The 16,753-nt window shown below is 44.0% G+C and carries 17 protein-coding genes; all 17 read left to right on the top strand.

Annotated features, from left to right (window positions below; all coding sequences use genetic code 11):
- The first annotated feature begins 221 nt into the window (after positions 1-221).
- Positions 222-995, top strand: a complete 774-nt coding sequence (locus MKY75_RS09825; RefSeq protein WP_013370747.1) for a DUF3388 domain-containing protein — start codon at positions 222-224, stop codon at positions 993-995.
- A gap of 30 nt (positions 996-1,025) precedes the next feature.
- On the top strand, positions 1,026-2,114 hold the full coding sequence (locus MKY75_RS09830; RefSeq protein WP_208332484.1) for a RodZ domain-containing protein: 1,089 nt from the start codon (positions 1,026-1,028) through the stop codon (positions 2,112-2,114).
- Between the two features lie 84 nt (positions 2,115-2,198).
- Positions 2,199-2,363, top strand: coding sequence for a hypothetical protein (locus MKY75_RS09835; protein ID WP_023988236.1), 165 nt, complete (start codon positions 2,199-2,201; stop codon positions 2,361-2,363).
- 144 nt (positions 2,364-2,507) lie between these two features.
- Positions 2,508-2,999, top strand: a complete 492-nt coding sequence (locus MKY75_RS09840) for a YajQ family cyclic di-GMP-binding protein (protein ID WP_013309953.1) — start codon at positions 2,508-2,510, stop codon at positions 2,997-2,999.
- Between the two features lie 209 nt (positions 3,000-3,208).
- On the top strand, positions 3,209-3,796 hold the full coding sequence (gene pgsA / locus MKY75_RS09845) for a CDP-diacylglycerol--glycerol-3-phosphate 3-phosphatidyltransferase (protein ID WP_013309954.1): 588 nt from the start codon (positions 3,209-3,211) through the stop codon (positions 3,794-3,796).
- Between the two features lie 95 nt (positions 3,797-3,891).
- Entirely contained in the window at positions 3,892-5,160 is a 1,269-nt protein-coding gene (locus tag MKY75_RS09850; protein ID WP_340885112.1) for a competence/damage-inducible protein A, read from the top strand.
- 241 nt (positions 5,161-5,401) lie between these two features.
- Positions 5,402-6,463: a recombinase RecA gene (gene recA / locus MKY75_RS09855; RefSeq protein WP_023988239.1), complete on the top strand. Its 1,062-nt coding sequence runs from the start codon at positions 5,402-5,404 to the stop codon at positions 6,461-6,463.
- Positions 6,464-6,658: 195 nt separating this feature from the next.
- The gene (locus MKY75_RS09860; protein ID WP_069011415.1) at positions 6,659-7,408 is read left to right on the top strand and encodes a regulatory protein RecX; all 750 of its coding nucleotides are present in this window, start codon (positions 6,659-6,661) and stop codon (positions 7,406-7,408) included.
- A 374-nt stretch (positions 7,409-7,782) separates the two neighbouring features.
- Complete coding sequence (rny, locus tag MKY75_RS09865; protein WP_013309958.1) at positions 7,783-9,327, top strand: ribonuclease Y; 1,545 nt, start codon at positions 7,783-7,785, stop codon at positions 9,325-9,327.
- Between the two features lie 77 nt (positions 9,328-9,404).
- Positions 9,405-10,199: a TIGR00282 family metallophosphoesterase gene (locus tag MKY75_RS09870; RefSeq protein ID WP_013309959.1), complete on the top strand. Its 795-nt coding sequence runs from the start codon at positions 9,405-9,407 to the stop codon at positions 10,197-10,199.
- Between the two features lie 129 nt (positions 10,200-10,328).
- Positions 10,329-10,589, top strand: coding sequence for a stage V sporulation protein S (locus tag MKY75_RS09875; RefSeq protein WP_007430104.1), 261 nt, complete (start codon positions 10,329-10,331; stop codon positions 10,587-10,589).
- A 121-nt stretch (positions 10,590-10,710) separates the two neighbouring features.
- The gene (locus MKY75_RS09880; protein WP_165147544.1) at positions 10,711-11,790 is read left to right on the top strand and encodes a dipeptidase; all 1,080 of its coding nucleotides are present in this window, start codon (positions 10,711-10,713) and stop codon (positions 11,788-11,790) included.
- A 177-nt stretch (positions 11,791-11,967) separates the two neighbouring features.
- Positions 11,968-13,056: a low temperature requirement protein A gene (locus MKY75_RS09885; protein WP_340885114.1), complete on the top strand. Its 1,089-nt coding sequence runs from the start codon at positions 11,968-11,970 to the stop codon at positions 13,054-13,056.
- Positions 13,057-13,198: 142 nt separating this feature from the next.
- Positions 13,199-13,771 (top strand): phosphate propanoyltransferase, encoded by a 573-nt coding sequence (gene pduL, locus MKY75_RS09890; RefSeq protein ID WP_013309962.1) that lies wholly within the window; start codon positions 13,199-13,201, stop codon positions 13,769-13,771.
- Positions 13,772-14,066: 295 nt separating this feature from the next.
- Positions 14,067-15,620, top strand: a complete 1,554-nt coding sequence (gene miaB, locus MKY75_RS09895) for a tRNA (N6-isopentenyl adenosine(37)-C2)-methylthiotransferase MiaB (protein WP_165147538.1) — start codon at positions 14,067-14,069, stop codon at positions 15,618-15,620.
- An 81-nt stretch (positions 15,621-15,701) separates the two neighbouring features.
- Complete coding sequence (locus MKY75_RS09900) at positions 15,702-16,154, top strand: RicAFT regulatory complex protein RicA family protein (protein ID WP_165147535.1); 453 nt, start codon at positions 15,702-15,704, stop codon at positions 16,152-16,154.
- Between the two features lie 122 nt (positions 16,155-16,276).
- Positions 16,277-16,699 (top strand): PaaI family thioesterase, encoded by a 423-nt coding sequence (locus MKY75_RS09905; protein ID WP_025719091.1) that lies wholly within the window; start codon positions 16,277-16,279, stop codon positions 16,697-16,699.
- The last annotated feature ends 54 nt before the right edge of the window (positions 16,700-16,753 follow it).

Consider the following 16,753-nt stretch of genomic DNA (forward strand, 5'->3'; position numbering starts at 1 on the left):
ACCAACATGAAAAGCTCCCTTTTGGGGGCTTTTCTGTAATGGTTACAGAGCTGTTCTTGTAATTCCATTGTAATTTATATATCATAAACGTGATTGAGGCTTACAACACAATGCAGCCTATCAAATTTCAATAATTGGTTTTGTCGAAAGATGTTATTTTATGATACAATAATGCTTTGATTTGGAGTTGTTGACGGTTTGAATGTGAATGAGGTGCTAACGTGACGGAAGAAACGAAACAGTGGTACATGGAGTACAAGATACATAAAAATCGACCCGGACTGCTGGGAGACATTGCTTCCATGCTTGGTATTCTGGGGGTTAATATACTGACGATCAACGGTGTTGAAGGTGAAAGACGGGGAATGTTGCTTGAAACAGACGATGATGAGAAGATACGTATTCTCGGAGACACGTTAAAAAAAGCGAGCAACATTACAGTCACGGCCTTACGTGCTCCGAGACTGGTTGATATATTGGCAGTAAGACATGGCCGTTACATCGATCGGGATTCGGATGATCGTAAAACATTTCGCTTTACACGCGATGAGCTTGGGTTGCTGGTCGATTTTTTGGGTGAAGTATTAAAGAGGGACGGCAATCAGGTAATCGGTCTTCGCGGGATGCCACGTGTGGGCAAAACGGAATCCATTATTGCCAGTAGTGTATGCGCAATGAAGCGTTGGACTTTTGTATCTTCGACGCTACTACGACAGACGGTACGCAGTCAGCTCTCTGAAGAAGAAATGAACCCAAACAATGTGTTTATTATTGATGGTATTGTGAGTACAATTCGGTCAAATGAAAGACATTATCACCTGCTTCAGGAAATTATGAGCATGCCAAGTACTAAAGTGATTGAGCATCCTGATGTATTTGTACGTGAGTCGGGATACAGCTTTGACGATTTCAATATCATTATTGAACTTCGCAATAATCCGGCTGAGGAAATTATTTATGATACCTTTACAGCCAGTTATACAGAAGATCTTTAAATAAGCGTAATTACACAAGGAGATGATGACATGTCAGAACTGGGTCAGCAATTAAAGGAGGCCCGGCTGCAAAAAGGATTGAGCCTTGACGATGTTCAGGAAATGACGAAGATACGCAAACGTTATCTGGAAGCCATTGAGACGGGCGATTACAAAGTGCTGCCGGGAAGCTTTTATGTCAGAGCTTTTATTAAAACATACGCTGAAACGGTCGGGTTGAATCCTGATGAGATTCTGGAAGGGCATCAAAGCAATGTGCCTGAACCTGAACCGGAAGCAGTCATGGAGCCTGTTACACAGAAACGCTCCAGCCGTCCCGCCACGATTGGTAATCTTAAATGGTTGCCTACAGCGTTAATGTGGCTTTTTCTAGTTCTCATTGTTGGGGTTATTTATGCTTATTGGGTGAGCAACAACCATTCAACTCCAAAAACAGCAGAAAACACAACACCGATTACTACACCAAGTACAACACCAAGTACAACACCGAGTACAACACCAAACACGTCTACTCCTGATACCACTACGACACAGCCGAACAATGGTCAAACGACGGCTCCAAATGGTGCTGGTGGGCAGACTCCTGGTGCGGGGCAAACCGGGCAAACTCAGCCAAATGGTACGGGGAATACGGATGCTACTACTCCAAATACTGGACAACAGCCGGATACGACTACTCCACAACAAGGTGTAACTGTGGCACAGGACGGCAAGCAAGGCAAGACGACGATTTTTAAAGTTTCCAGTGCAACGGGAGCCACAGCCAAGGTTGATATTAAAGCTACGGGTGAAAGCTGGCTTGAAGTATACAAGGGAGAAAATTCCCGTGGAGAAAAGCTGAGTTATGGTATGACTAAAAGTGGAGATGCCATGTCTTTCGATATTGGTCCAGAAGGTTTATATATCAAATCAGGGCGGTCTTCTGCCACAGATATTTCCGTAGCAGGTCAACCGATAACAGATAATAAATCGACTACTCGTGTACTGATACAGCAAGGAGAAGCCTCTTCGACCGGAACGAGTGCAGGGGTGACGGGTTTACCTGCAGATTCTACGACAGGTAGCAGTACGGATTCAGCACAAAGTGGTACAGATTCTACAACTACTAATGGTGAATAAACGCCTTGGTGCGAGGAAATACTAATGACTGTAATTCCTGGAAAGGCAGTCATTTCATTTTCCGCAAAGTGAGGTGTATACGTTATGACCGTCAGCTGGATTGTGACTGGGCTCGGTATAATTGTCAGTTTACTGGGCTATTATCTGACACCGAATGCATGGGGCTATGGCATACTGGGCTTTGGTCTTGCTCACATTGTGCTTGGACTTTTGGATATGTTCCGAACTCCAACACGAAGCCATAATTAGATATTTTGACCGTAAATGAAATAAAGGCGTTTTTGTCAGGAAAACTGGCAAGAACGCCTTTTTAGTCAACCGATTATTGGATTTTTGTAAATGACTAGCCTATAATTAGATATTGAACTTTGTTGTGGAAAGGAAAGTGAAACGATGGCTTCAGAAAATTCATTTGATATCGTCTCCAAAATGGATATGCAGGAGTTAACAAATGCGGTTCATCAGACGGAGCGTGAAATTGAAACACGATTTGATTTCAAGGATAGCAAAAGTAGCCTCAAGCTTGAGAAAGAAGCTCTTACGATTGCATCGGAAGACGAATACAAGCTGAATGCGGTGATTGATATTTTGCAGTCTAAAATGGCTAAACGAGGTCTGTCCCTCAAAAATGTGGAGTATGGCAAATTGGAACCCGCTTCTCTAGGTTCAGTGCGTCAGCGTCTTTCGCTGAAGCAGGGAATTGATCAGGATAATGCCAAGAAAATTAACATTCTTATTCGGGACTCCAAGCTAAAAGTTAAAAGTCAGATTCAAGGTGATCAAATCCGGGTGACCGGGAAAAACAGGGATGATTTACAGGCGATCATTCAATTGCTACGTAAAGCTGATTTGCCATTGGAGCTTCAATTTACAAACATGAAATAAAGACGTTTTCCCTCATATATTTTGCAGGAAAAACGTTGCTTGATGTGCGGCAGGTTATTTTGACATGCGTTTTGCGCCATATTATACTTGTAACGAAAATGCAGACAATTCAGGTGTATAGCGCTCGCCGAAAGCGATTTACATAGGGTTGAATTTAATCCGAAAACTGCCATTTGTAATCAAGTACGATAATCAGGGGAGAGTGTGTTGTGAATTTACCCAACAGAATTACAATAACGCGGATTTGCCTTATCCCGGTGATGATGCTGGCTTTGCTGGTGGACTTTGATTTTTATCCGCCACCGATTGAGATCGGAGCTTTCAAGCTGCCGTATAATCAGCTGATTGCGGCTATCATTTTCCTTGTAGCAGCCAGCACGGACGGTCTTGACGGGTATTTGGCACGTAAAAATAATATGGTCACCAATTTGGGCAAGCTGTTGGACCCCCTTGCTGATAAGCTTTTGGTAACCGCCATTTTGGTTTCCTTGGTAGAAATGGGGAAAATTGATTCGTGGATTGTTGTTGTGATTGTTAGCCGTGAGTTTGCGGTTACGGGGCTGCGTCAGATTGCCTTGCTGGATGGGTCTGTGGTTGCTGCAAGCAATTGGGGCAAATTAAAGACGATCATTCAGATTGTTGCTATAGTAGCGCTGCTCATTAATAATTTCCCGTTTGTTTTTCTTGGTATACCGTTTGATTTAATAGCGATATGGGCAGCGGTGTTGATCACCATTTATTCGGGTATTGATTATTTCGTGAAAAATATCCATTTGCTGAGCTCCTCCAAGGTTTAACAGTATAAATTTTATGGAAACAGCAATAGGGACTAAACTTATTGCTGTTTCTTTATATAATTCCCATCATATTCGCAGTACAGGAGGAAGAATTGATGAAAGCTGAAATAATTGCGGTAGGAACAGAGTTATTGCTCGGACAAATAGTGAATACAAATGCTCAATATTTGTCACAAGAGTTGGCTACAATTGGAATCGATGTATATTTTCAGACTGTGGTTGGCGATAACATAGATCGGCTTCAGGAAGCCATAAGAATTGCTCAGAAGCGTGCGGATATTATTTTATTTTCTGGCGGTCTGGGACCGACCCAGGATGATTTGACGAAAGATGCGATAGCGTCTGTATTGGGGCGAAAATTGCACATAGATCGTCTTGCAATGGACAAGCTAGATCAATTTTTTCGTAACCGTGGGGTAGAAATGACCGAAAATAACCGCCGGCAGGCGCTTTCTATTGAAGGTGCTACTCCGCTTGAAAATGAGACAGGGCTAGCTGTGGGCGACGCAATTGCACAGGATGGTAAATTTTATGTAGTTTTGCCTGGACCTCCTAAGGAACTCAAACCGATGTTTGCAAACCAGGCCAAACCTTGGTTGCTTCAGCAGGCATTGAGCGGTGAGGAAATGCCAATTTATTCAAAAATGCTAAAATTTGCAGGGATTGGTGAGTCAGCTCTTGAAACCCGTTTGTTAGATCTGATCCAATCCCAGACAGACCCCACGATTGCTCCTTATGCCAAGGAAGGGGAAGTCACGATCCGTATATCCACCAAGGCGGCCAGCGAAAGTGAAGCATTGATTAAGCTGACGGCTACGGAAGTAGAAATTCAGCAGCGTCTTTCGGAATTTATGTATGCAAGCGAAGATGTTACGCTGGAGAAGGTTATCGTAGATCTAATGGCCAATCGCGGACTCACTGTGAGTGCGGCAGAAAGCTGTACAGGTGGAATGCTGATGGAACACCTCACTTCTATACCTGGCAGTGCTACTATGTTTCAAGGTGGCATCGTGTGCTATTCCAATGAAATGAAGATGAAATTACTCAACGTGCCTTGTGATTATTTGGAAGGGGATCAAGCGCCAGGTGCAGTGAGTAAGGAAGTGGCCTTTGTGCTTGCAGAGCAGGCGAGAATGATCATGGACAGCGATTTTGGACTTTCAGTTACTGGTGTAGCCGGACCTGGGTATTCCGAACGTAAGCCAGTCGGTCTAGTGTATATTGGCATTGCTGAACGCGACAAGGAAACGGAAGTACATGAACTGAGACTGAGTGGTAACCGCGAAACAATCCGACTGCGATCAGTCAAAGCGATTCTGTACAGATTGTGGCGCAGGCTGGTAGAGAACGAGAAACTCTCTTAATCATCTATGTACAGTGTGGGTCGTAGAGTTGTTTTAGATAGATATTCATGATATAATTACCTTATCGGAAGAACCGTTGCAAAGCCTTTTGCCAGCGGTTCTTTTTTTGTTTTAAGAGACAGGTGTAATTACAGAAGAGAGCTGTGTGAATAAAAAAACGAATGTATGTTCGAAAAAATGCTTGGCAAGCGTGTCAAAACAAGGTATTATTAAAGTACAAACAATGAAGGATGTGAGTTTATTGTCAGATCGTCGTGCTGCGCTGGATATGGCGCTCCGTCAAATAGAAAAGCAATTTGGTAAAGGTTCCATTATGAAGTTGGGTGAGTCTACCCACATGCAAGTGGAAACGATCCCCAGTGGTTCGATTGCTTTGGATATTGCGTTAGGAACGGGCGGCTTTCCAAGAGGCCGGGTTATTGAAATATACGGACCGGAATCATCCGGTAAAACGACAGTAGCTCTTCACGCTATCGCAGAGGTGCAAAAAACAGGCGGACAAGCCGCCTTTATCGACGCCGAGCATGCGCTTGATCCGTCGTATGCAAGCAAGCTGGGTGTCAATATTGATGAGTTGTTACTATCGCAACCAGATACAGGAGAGCAGGCGCTTGAGATTGCCGAAGCCCTTGTACGTAGTGGAGCAGTAGACATTGTAGTTGTTGACTCCGTAGCGGCACTTGTGCCGAAGGCAGAGATTGAAGGCGAAATGGGAGATTCCCACGTCGGTCTTCAAGCACGTCTGATGTCGCAGGCATTGCGTAAGCTGTCTGGAGCCATTAACAAATCGAAAACTATTGCTATTTTTATTAACCAGCTACGTGAAAAAGTAGGTGTTATGTTCGGTAACCCTGAAACAACACCAGGTGGACGTGCCTTGAAGTTTTACTCTACGGTACGTTTGGATGTTCGTCGTATTGAAAGTTTGAAAATGGGTAACGACATTGTGGGTAACCGCACACGTATTAAAGTCGTGAAGAATAAAGTTGCCCCTCCATTCCGTCAGGCTGAAGTGGACATTATGTACGGTGAGGGCATTTCCAAAGAAGGTAGCTTGATCGATATCGGTACGGAGCATGACATTGTCGACAAGAGTGGAGCTTGGTATTCCTACGAAGGTGAGCGCCTTGGTCAGGGACGTGAGAATGCGAAGCAATTTTTGAAGGAAAATCCGAACATTGCTAGTACGATCGAGCAAAAAATTCGGGTGGCAAGCAATTTGATTACGACGGTTGCTCCGCCTACAGAAGAAGAGTTGGCACAGCAAGCCAAGGAAGAACAGGAATTGTTGGAGCTTGAATAAAGCTTGGTGAATCCTGATTTGTGAACTGGAGCCAGGGTTATGGCACAATCCGGTTGAATAGCATGATTCTGATGCCCTGCACAGTTGTGCAGGGCATTTTTGCATCAATTAAAGCTGCTTTGTCAGCGGAATCTAACTTTTGCGTAGCAGTTGTCCAAAGACTGCTTTCGTGAATTTCAAAGTGAGGGAAACATATTGCAGTTGGACGATGAAGATGAATATTCTGCGGAAGCAAATAAGCAACAAGAGATTTCTCTTTTTCCGGATCATGAGGAATTGATGATTACTAGGGTAGAGCAGGGACAGGGACGCAAACGTGGACGCTATATCATTCATTTTGGCCCGTATTCATTGTCTGTATTAGAAGATGTAATGATCAAGTACAATATGTTCAAAGGAACGTCATTCGTCAAAAAAGAACTGGAAGATATTGTTCTGGCAGATGAAAAGCAACAGGCCTATGTACTCGCGCTTCGATATTTGGGGCGAAAGCCTCGCACACGTCAGGAAATTGCCCAGCGTTTGGTGCAAAAAGAACTGGATCAGTCTGTTATTGACGAAGTAATGGTCCGACTGGAAAGGGAGCAACTCGTGGATGATGATTTGTACGCCCGCCAATGGGCAAGGCAGCGTATAACTAGCCAACGTAAGGGGAAGATGTGGGTTAGGCAAGAACTCCGTCAGAAAGGCATCTCTAAAGCCTCTATTGGGGAAGCGTTAGGTGAAATCACCGATAATGAGGAGTGGGAGAGTGCTTTGACGATCGGACGTAAGAAATGGAATCAGGTACGTGGTGATATAATGGAGAAAAAAAGGAAAACCTACCCTTTTCTCATGAGACGCGGATATTCGGGGGATATGACACGCCGAGTGGTCAATCACCTCACTGCGGCCGAGCATGACGCTGCTTCAGATGACGAGGAATTGTTGCAGTGGGAGGAATAATTGCCAAACGGCTGCTGAACCTTGGGCTAGTATGAACGGATAGGATGAGCTAGTTATTACATGGAAAGCTGCATGGTACTCTACTAATGTTTGCATTCCCTTGACAATGCCATTTGTCAAATAATAAAATATATATGAAACGATACTTGTGGAACGCCCTTTTTCCTTCCAAAAAAGCGGAATCCACCGGTGAGTTCTCATCGCCAAATAACAAGTGATGCCGCTATGCCAGGCGGAATTGTACATGTGAAAGCATGTGCATATGAAATGAAACGACCTTGTGTCGTTATCTTAGTTTGACGATCAAAGTAAATGTGACAATTGCAAAAAGTCCCAAGGAATGCCTTGGAGGAACCAACGGGGAGGTGAACAGTATGATGACTGCGATCTGGTTCGTTCTCGTTGCTGTAGCCGCGTTATTCTTTGGGTTCGGGATTGGTTATTTTATTCGCAAATCTATTGCAGAAGCTAAGATCTCCAGTGCGGAAGAAGCTGCCGCGCAAATCGTGGAGAACGCGAAAAAAGAGGCAGAAGCGCTGAAGAAGGAAACGGTATTGGAAGCGAAAGATGAAATTCACCGCATCCGTGCCGAAGCTGAAAAAGAAACTCGTGAACGTCGCAATGAAATTCAACGACAGGAACGAAGATTGCTGCAAAAAGAAGAATCGCTGGATAAAAAATTGGAATCGCTGGAACGCAAAGAAGAACAGGTGGCCAACAAAGAGAAACGAATCGATGAAACCCAGCAGCAAATTGATTTGATTTACAAGAGTCAGGTAACTGAGTTGGAGCGTATTTCCAATCTGACGATGGAGGATGCAAGAAGTATTATTCTGACCAACGTAGAGCAGGAAGTTCGTCATGAAACAGCTCAGATGATTAAAGAAATTGAACAGCAGGCCAAAGAAGAAGCGGACAAAAAGTCTCGTGAAATCATCACACTGGCCATCCAACGCTGTGCGGCAGATCATGTAGCAGAAACGACGGTTTCTGTCGTCACATTGCCGAACGAAGAAATGAAAGGCCGGATTATCGGGCGCGAAGGCCGTAATATCCGTGCACTTGAAACCCTTACAGGAATTGACCTCATTATTGATGATACGCCGGAAGCTGTTATTTTGTCCGGATTTGATCCGATTCGTAGAGAGATTGCGCGTACTGCGCTTGAAAAGCTCGTAGCGGACGGACGGATACATCCGGCTCGTATTGAAGAGATGGTGGAAAAATCCCGTAAAGAGGTGGACGAACGAATCCGTGAATATGGTGAGCAGGCCACCTTTGAGGTGGGCGTGCATAGCTTACATCCGGATTTGATCAAGATCTTGGGACGTCTTAAGTTCCGTACGAGTTACGGACAGAACGTATTAAAGCACTCGATGGAAGTTGCATACTTGACAGGTCTAATGGCCGGGGAACTGGGCGAAGACGTTGTACTGGCAAGACGGGCAGGATTGCTGCATGACATCGGGAAGGCGCTGGATCACGAAGTGGAAGGATCGCACGTTGAAATTGGCGTGGAACTGGCGAAGAAGTACAAGGAACACCCGGTCGTCATCAACAGCATTGCTTCACATCACGGCGACTGCGAAGCGACTTCAGTGATCGCCATGCTGGTTGGGGCGGCAGATGCTCTATCAGCAGCAAGACCGGGAGCGCGGCGTGAAACGCTAGAGACGTACATCCGTCGTCTTGAGAAGCTGGAACGCATCTCCGAATCTTTTGAAGGCGTTGAAAAATCATACGCGATTCAAGCCGGACGCGAAGTTCGTGTCATGGTACAGCCAGAGAAAATTGATGATGCGGAAGCATTCCGACTTGCCCGCGATATTACGAAAACGATTGAGAATGAACTGGACTATCCGGGACATATCAAAGTTACTGTTATTCGCGAGACCCGTGCGGTAGAATACGCAAAATAAAAGCATTTCAATGAAAAGTGGCCGCTGTTTGTAGGGCCACTTTTCATTTATGTAAGGCAGACTAGGGAGGGCTTTCTATCAACGTATTATTTATTGGAGACATCGTCGGCAGTGTAGGCAGAAAGGCACTGAGGGAAAACCTTCCTTCGCTCAAATCAAAATACAATCCGCATGTTATTATCGTGAACGGAGAAAATGCAGCTTCGGGAAGAGGCATAACCCCTGCTATCGCCAGAGAGTTTTTTGATTGGGGCGTCCATGGGATTACGATGGGAAATCATACTTGGGACAATAAGGAAATATTTGATTTTATAGATGATGAGCCACGGATCATTCGCCCGGCTAACTTTCCACCAGGAACACCGGGCCGAGGTTATACCGTTGTAAAGGGTGGAGGTAAGGAGCTGGCTATTGTTAATCTGCAAGGTAGAACCTTTTTGCCAGCTATTGACGATCCATTCCGTGCAGCAGATGAAATTGTCGATGAGTTGCGCAAAAAACATAAACATATCCTAGTTGATTTTCACGCCGAAGCAACCTCGGAAAAAATCGCTATGGGTTGGCATTTGGATGGACGTGCTTCAATCGTGGTAGGTACGCACACACATGTACAGAGCAATGACGATACAATTTTGCCACAAGGAACTGCGTATCAGACAGATGCGGGAATGGTAGGTCCTTATGAGGGAGTGCTTGGAATGCAGAAAGAGGCTGTGTTACAGAAATTCCAGACCCAGCTTCCGGTGCGTTTTCAAGTGGACATGGGCAAATGGCATTTCCATGCCATCAGCGTAGAGCTGAATGATAACGATGGAAAAGCCCGCAAAATTCAGAAAATCAGACTCAAAGAAGATGAATGGCGGATGGATTAACTTTTTTGTGAGCTGCTTAAGGAAAGAATAAGGAAAACTGTCACCAAAAAGCAGGAATTTTTTGCTGACCCTCGAATAACATCTAATAGTGGAATCAAACCATCATCATTCCCAGGGGAGGTACTTACTATGGATGTATTAAAAGTATCAGCAAAATCCAATCCTAATTCAGTTGCAGGCGCACTCGCAGGAGTACTGCGTGAACGCGGAAATGCAGAATTACAGGCGATTGGAGCGGGTGCACTAAACCAAGCCATTAAAGCGGTAGCCATTGCCCGGGGATTTGTCGCACCAAGCGGAGTGGATTTGATTTGTATTCCTGCTTTTACAGACATTGTTATTGATGGAGAAGATCGGACCGCGATCAAATTGATTGTAGAGCCAAGATAATAAATGTAAGTTGCCTGAGCCTGTTTACGATTTGTAAACGGGCTTTTTTGCATTTGAGTCTGTCGCTATGATTTTTAAAATAAATTTGTGGTGCTTCAATCTATAAATGGAGGTAAGATGCATGAATGATAAGCTAAAAGTGAATTGGCCAGTTGTTGACTTTCATTGTGATGTGTTATGTAAAATGCAGCTCGATGCGCAGATCGATTTCAGTCATCCATCGCTTGATGTCACAAAAGAACGTTTGCTAGAAGGTAACGTGCAGTTGCAAACGTTTGCTATATATATTTCACAGGTATTAGGCACTCCAAGATTTGAGCATGTGGTTCGTCAAATTGAGCTGTTCAGGCAGCATGTTACCTCTATCTCCGGTGGGTTGAGACCATTGCTGTGGAAGGAAGACTTGGCAATGTGTAAAAATGCGTCCGCAGTGCATCAGGAGGAGCAAGTAAAGCAGGCAGGAGAAGAGAAGCGCACGGAAAAGATAACGTATTTGGATGGTAATGGGACGGATCATACATGGGCACCTTGGGCATTGCTCTCACTGGAGGGGGTAGATGCGCTGGAAGGGAACCCTTTTTATGCAGAATTGTGCTATGCCATGGGAATACGATTGATTGGGCTGACATGGAATTATGCGAACTGGGCAGCTGACGGCATTATGGAACATAGAGGTGGCGGGCTGACTAGCAAGGGGAGCGATTTGGTCAATCGCTGTAATGACCTGGGACTGCTGTTAGATGTGTCACATCTGTCCGTACAGGGCTTCTGGGAGGTGCTGGAGGAGGCTACTCTACCGCCCATCGCCTCGCATTCGAATGTCTTTGCGAGATGTGCTCATCCTCGTAATCTGCGGGATGAACAGATTCGTGCACTGATCGCCCGTAACGGACGGATTGGTTTGACCTTCGTCACCATGTTTCTCAAAGAGCAGGGTACAGTAACTGCTGAGGATATGCTACCGCATATTGAGCATATTTGTTCATTAGGGGGCGAAAGGCATTTGATGTTTGGCTCTGATTTTGACGGTATCGAGCACCATGTGCAAGGCTTGGAACACTCGGGGAAATATCCGGCTTTTGCAGAACTGCTGCTGAAGCATTACCCTGAGGAGCTAGTCAAAGGATGGCTGGGAGCTCATGCCCTGGAATACCTGCAAACGAATCTGCCTTCTAAAATGTCTTCTAAAATGTCTTCTTAAATAGCTATTTAAGGAGATGTTTTGGCTGCGAACACTCTTGACAAAGCGAGAACGATTACGAAATAATGAGAAGTATCTTATATTTTAAGTAATATTTGCAGAAATACGGCAGACAATGGAGCGAGACTGATGGTGCACCATGCTGCACCGCTATACCAGAGGGGGCTCCATTACACAATGTTAATAAAAAAGGTTACCTGGCTTGAGCTCTTTTATGACTTACTATTCGTAGCTGCTGTCTCTAAGGCCACTCATGTTTTACTACATGTTGAGCATGGTAGTATCTCGTGGGGACATATGGAAAAGTTTATTATGATTTTTATCCCGATATGGTGGGCTTGGGTGGGGCAAACTGTCTACAACAACCGTTTTGGTCAAGACAGTATAACGCATCGAATCTTTATGATTCTGCAATTGTTTTTCGTGTTAATCATGACTGCCAGCTTGAATATAGATTTTAATGCGTATTACGTATCTTTTTTTGTTGGCTATATTGGGTTAAGAGGTTTAACTGTCGTTCAATATTTACTTTCGGCACCGAAAGAAACGGCTCATAAACAGGAAACAGCTCGTTTTTTCGGAACCTATTTTTGGGTTGGAATAGTCATCTCTAGTTTCTCCTTATTCTTTGACTCTTGGGTTCGATATTTGATTTTATATACCGGTATAGCTGTTGATATCCTCGTTCCTTTGATTGGCTGTAAAAAGTTGGTGATCACACCAATCCATACGGAGCATCTTTTAGAACGCTTTGCACAGTTCACCTTAATTCTGCTTGGCGAATCTGTGATAAGTATGCTTTCTGTTTTACAATCCGATCATTTTACGGTTTCTTCTGTTGTATTTGCTGCTTTGGCTTTTGTATTAGTCATCGGAATCTGGTGGCAATATTTTGAGAATATGGAGAAATGCGTAGATAAATCAAAACAATCAGCAGGACAGACTATTATTTATGGTCATTTGTTTATTTATCTTTCCCTTAGCATGCTAGCTGCTTCGATTCAGCTCTTGTTTTTGGGACAAGTAGACTATATTTTTGTGCTTTGCTTTACCTTTGCTTCTGTTTTTATTTACTTTTTGTCGGTTTTACTGGTATTCCATCAGTACAGATTAAGTCATCTTAAACCTCGTCTCAGAATCATTTTTTTCTTAACTGGAATACTCTGTGTCCTGTTTATTCTTAATATATTTATTGTCGTCCCCCCTCATCTCATTGTAGCTGAAATCATGCTTTTCTTTCTCCTGTTCGCTAAAACGACGGTTTGATTTATAGGGATGGGATGATATTTAACGCTGATTGGGGCGAAAAAGGGAACTTTATACGCTCTCCTTTTCTTTCTTGGCAAAATAGGAGTATAATAGCATGGATGTGTAAAGTATTGTATAGAGAAAAAGGAGTGACCACACGATGAGTAAAATCGTACCTGTCGGCGTTTCCGCCCGTCATATTCACCTGACTCAAGAGCATATTGAAATTTTGTTCGGAGCAGGCTATCAATTAACCGAATTTAAACCTTTGTCCCAACCAGGACAATTTGCCGCAAATGAAACGGTAGCTGTAATTGGTTCTAAGGGCCAATTTGATAAGGTTCGCATTTTGGGACCTGCTCGTCCCGCTTCCCAGTTGGAAATTTCTCGCACTGATTCCTTTGCTATTGGTGTAAAAGCACCTGTACGCGAATCGGGTAGCATTGATGGTACACCAGGAATCACAGTAAAAGGACCAGCTGGTGAAGTGGAACTGCAAGAAGGCGTGATTGTAGCAGCCCGCCATATTCATTTCCATACATCTGATGCAGCTAAATGGGACATTAAGGACAAGCAGTTGCTGAAAGTACGTGTTGGCGGCGAACGTGGTCTTGTATTTGAAAATGTTCTTGCACGTGTGTCCGATTCTTTTGCTTTGGATATGCACATTGATACAGATGAAGCGAACGGTGCCGGTGTGAAAAACGGTGACAACGCTGAAATCGTAGACTAATATACACGATTTAAATGCCGGAAGGCTTAAAGAGTCCGATTCTTGCAAAAGAATCGGGCTTTTTACATACTATATAATTCACAAATACTTCACTTATGTACAAAAAGAACATGAGTTCACTTTTCAATGGTATCTGCGGTTGATCTATGGCGATGGCCTATAAATCATGCTATAATTTAGTGTAATGCCTTTTTTAAAGGTTTTTTAGAACTTAAAATAAATTTACCCATGCCTAAAGATACAGTAAAATCACAAATTAGCTCGTGAAATAGATGGTGTAAGGAGTGACTAAGGAATGGAAAAGAAAACAAAAGATTACTCCAAATATTTTGATTTCTCGGATGCGAAGATTATTTCTGAAGATGAGCATAGCAAAAAGATCCGTATTCGCGGACGTGAAATCAACATTATGGCGGAGCCGAACCATAGAAAAGAAAAGCAACGCGGTAAAGAGGATGTACAGGTATTATATGATAACGCAGTCCCGGATGAGCTAAAGCATATCGGTGAGGGAAAGCATTATATCGTATACACATTTGGTTGCCAAATGAACGAGCATGATTCCGAAACCATAAAAGGTTTGCTGGAACAAATGGGCTACCAATCAACCGAGGATCGGAAGGAAGCAGACATCATTTTACTAAACACTTGTGCTATCCGTGAAAATGCGGAGGATAAAGTGTTTGGCGAGCTGGGTCACCTCAAGCATCTCAAAACAGAAAAGCCAGGACTGCTGCTCGGCGTGTGTGGCTGCATGTCACAGGAAGAGAACGTCGTTAACCGGATTATGCAAAAACACGGTTTTGTCGATATGATTTTTGGTACCCATAATATTCATCGTCTGCCTCAGCTCGTCAAGGAAGCACTCTTTAGCAAAGAAATGGTGGTCGAAGTGTGGTCTAAGGAAGGCGACATTATCGAAAACTTGCCGAAGAAGCGCGAGGGTATGCGGGCTTGGGTGAACATTATGTACGGCTGTGATAAATTTTGCACCTATTGCATTGTTCCCTTTACACGTGGTAAGGAAAGAAGCCGTCGTCCAGAGGATGTTATCGGTGAAGTACGGGATTTGGCACGTCAAGGTTTTAAAGAAATCACCTTACTGGGGCAGAATGTTAACGCTTATGGTAAGGATTTGAAAGATTTGAATTACAGATTCGGGGATCTGATGGATGATATGCGCAAAATCAATATCCCGCGTGTACGTTTTACAACATCACATCCACGTGATTTTGATGACCATTTGGTAGAAGTGCTCGGTAAGGGTGGCAATTTGGTGGAGCATATCCATCTCCCTGTTCAATCCGGTAATACGGATATATTGAAGAAAATGAACCGAAAATATACCCGTGAGCGTGTTCTGGAACTGGCAGCGAAGATTAAAGCAGCTGTTCCGCATGTTTCTCTGACAACGGATATCATTGTAGGTTTCCCGGGCGAAACAGACGAGCAGTTTGAAGATACTCTATCTTTGGTGCGTGAAGTGGGCTATGACTTTGCCTACACATTCATTTATTCACCACGTGAAGGTACGCCAGCTGCTTCGATGGAAGATAATGTGCCTATGTCGGTCAAAAAAGAGCGTCTCCGGCGTCTGAACATTGCTGTGAACCAAAACAGCCTTCGCTTTAATAGTCGATTGCGTGGCGAAGTGGTTGAAGTGTTGGTGGAAGGCGAGAGCAAAAATGACAGCAAAGTGCTTGCCGGTCGGACCCGTTCCAATAAGCTTGTACATTTTGAGGGTTCTCAGGACCTGATTGGTTCCTTTGTTCAAGTGAAAATTACGGAACCTATGACCTTTTACATCAAAGGTGATCTGGTTGAAACGGCTGTAGCAGTTAACGGATAAAAGAATATTCTAGCGGGTTGCGTGCGGTCTGGTAAAGGGCTGTGTGCTAGGCCGTCTAAGTGAGAAAAGGAGCGATGGACAATGACAGAGGAGCGGTTGCAACAAACAGAACTTCAATCGGCGGCGCGCCAGAATGATCATTTGGTCAATCGCGAAATGATATTGGCAAAAGCCAAAGAATTAGCAGGTATTTTGGGTAGCAGTGAGGAAGTACAGGTATTCCGGAAAGCAGAAGAAAAGATTCAGGATCATGGGCGAATCCAGCAACTGATTGCAACGATGAAAAAGAAGCAAAAGGAAATTGTTGCATTTGAATCCTTAAAAAATCAAAAAATGATTGCCAAAATCGAGGCCGAGCTACAGGAGCTACAGGAAGAACTTGACGGTATTCCAATTGTAACGGAGTTTCAGCAGAGTCAGGTGGAAATTAATGAGCTACTGCAAATGGTGATCATGGCGATCCGTGATACCGTTGCTGAGAAGGTGAACGTTGAAGAGGGAAAAAGTACTTCCTCGTCGAATTGCAGTGATTAGAATGAAATTTATGGTGTGGAGGCGTAGCTTCCACGCCTTTTTTTCGAAAGCAATTTGCCATCGTATATGTTTATAAGACATCAAGAGAAATGGGACAACATAGAAGGGATGGAAGCAAGGGAATGGATAAGTTGGGTAAGATGCTAGAGGGCGAAAATAATACTTTTTGGGAGTATTTAGGGTGTGAGCTGATTGCAGCTGATGCAAACGAGGTACAGATCGCTTTGGAAGCCAAACAAGAGCATACCAATGTGATGGGGATTGTCCATGGGGGTGTGCTTACTTCATTGATGGATCAGGCGATGGGGATGGTCAGTATGGCTTCACGAAATATGGATCCATGTGTAACGACGAACCTAAATGTTCATTTCTTGTCAGCCATGAGGCAAGGCCGACTGGAGGTTAGGGCGCGGATTCTTCATCAGGGAGGTCGGACTATAACCACTGAGGCGGAAGTAAGGGATAGTGAAGGCACACTCGGGTCTACATCTACAGCAACCTTCCGAGTATTACGTACACAAGCAAGTGATTCAGGCAAGGCCTGACGCTTGACAAAAATTTTTATTATGTCATAATGAATTTATCAAAACGATATAATA

Source organism: Paenibacillus sp. FSL L8-0663 (assembly GCF_038008125.1).
GTDB lineage: Bacteria > Bacillota > Bacilli > Paenibacillales > Paenibacillaceae > Paenibacillus > Paenibacillus polymyxa_D.

What these genes read in the sequence shown, in the direction of transcription:
- MKY75_RS09880 (WP_165147544.1), top strand. Translation starts at nt 10,711, where the DNA reads ATGAATGATAAGCTAAAAGTGAATTGGCCAGTTGTTGACTTTCATTGT.
- miaB (WP_165147538.1), top strand. Translation starts at nt 14,067, where the DNA reads ATGGAAAAGAAAACAAAAGATTACTCCAAATATTTTGATTTCTCGGAT.
- rny (WP_013309958.1), top strand. Translation starts at nt 7,783, where the DNA reads ATGATGACTGCGATCTGGTTCGTTCTCGTTGCTGTAGCCGCGTTATTC.
- MKY75_RS09900 (WP_165147535.1), top strand. Translation starts at nt 15,702, where the DNA reads ATGACAGAGGAGCGGTTGCAACAAACAGAACTTCAATCGGCGGCGCGC.
- MKY75_RS09905 (WP_025719091.1), top strand. Translation starts at nt 16,277, where the DNA reads ATGGATAAGTTGGGTAAGATGCTAGAGGGCGAAAATAATACTTTTTGG.
- MKY75_RS09835 (WP_023988236.1), top strand. Translation starts at nt 2,199, where the DNA reads ATGACCGTCAGCTGGATTGTGACTGGGCTCGGTATAATTGTCAGTTTA.
- MKY75_RS09885 (WP_340885114.1), top strand. Translation starts at nt 11,968, where the DNA reads ATGTTAATAAAAAAGGTTACCTGGCTTGAGCTCTTTTATGACTTACTA.
- MKY75_RS09875 (WP_007430104.1), top strand. Translation starts at nt 10,329, where the DNA reads ATGGATGTATTAAAAGTATCAGCAAAATCCAATCCTAATTCAGTTGCA.
- pduL (WP_013309962.1), top strand. Translation starts at nt 13,199, where the DNA reads ATGAGTAAAATCGTACCTGTCGGCGTTTCCGCCCGTCATATTCACCTG.
- MKY75_RS09850 (WP_340885112.1), top strand. Translation starts at nt 3,892, where the DNA reads ATGAAAGCTGAAATAATTGCGGTAGGAACAGAGTTATTGCTCGGACAA.
- MKY75_RS09830 (WP_208332484.1), top strand. Translation starts at nt 1,026, where the DNA reads ATGTCAGAACTGGGTCAGCAATTAAAGGAGGCCCGGCTGCAAAAAGGA.
- MKY75_RS09840 (WP_013309953.1), top strand. Translation starts at nt 2,508, where the DNA reads ATGGCTTCAGAAAATTCATTTGATATCGTCTCCAAAATGGATATGCAG.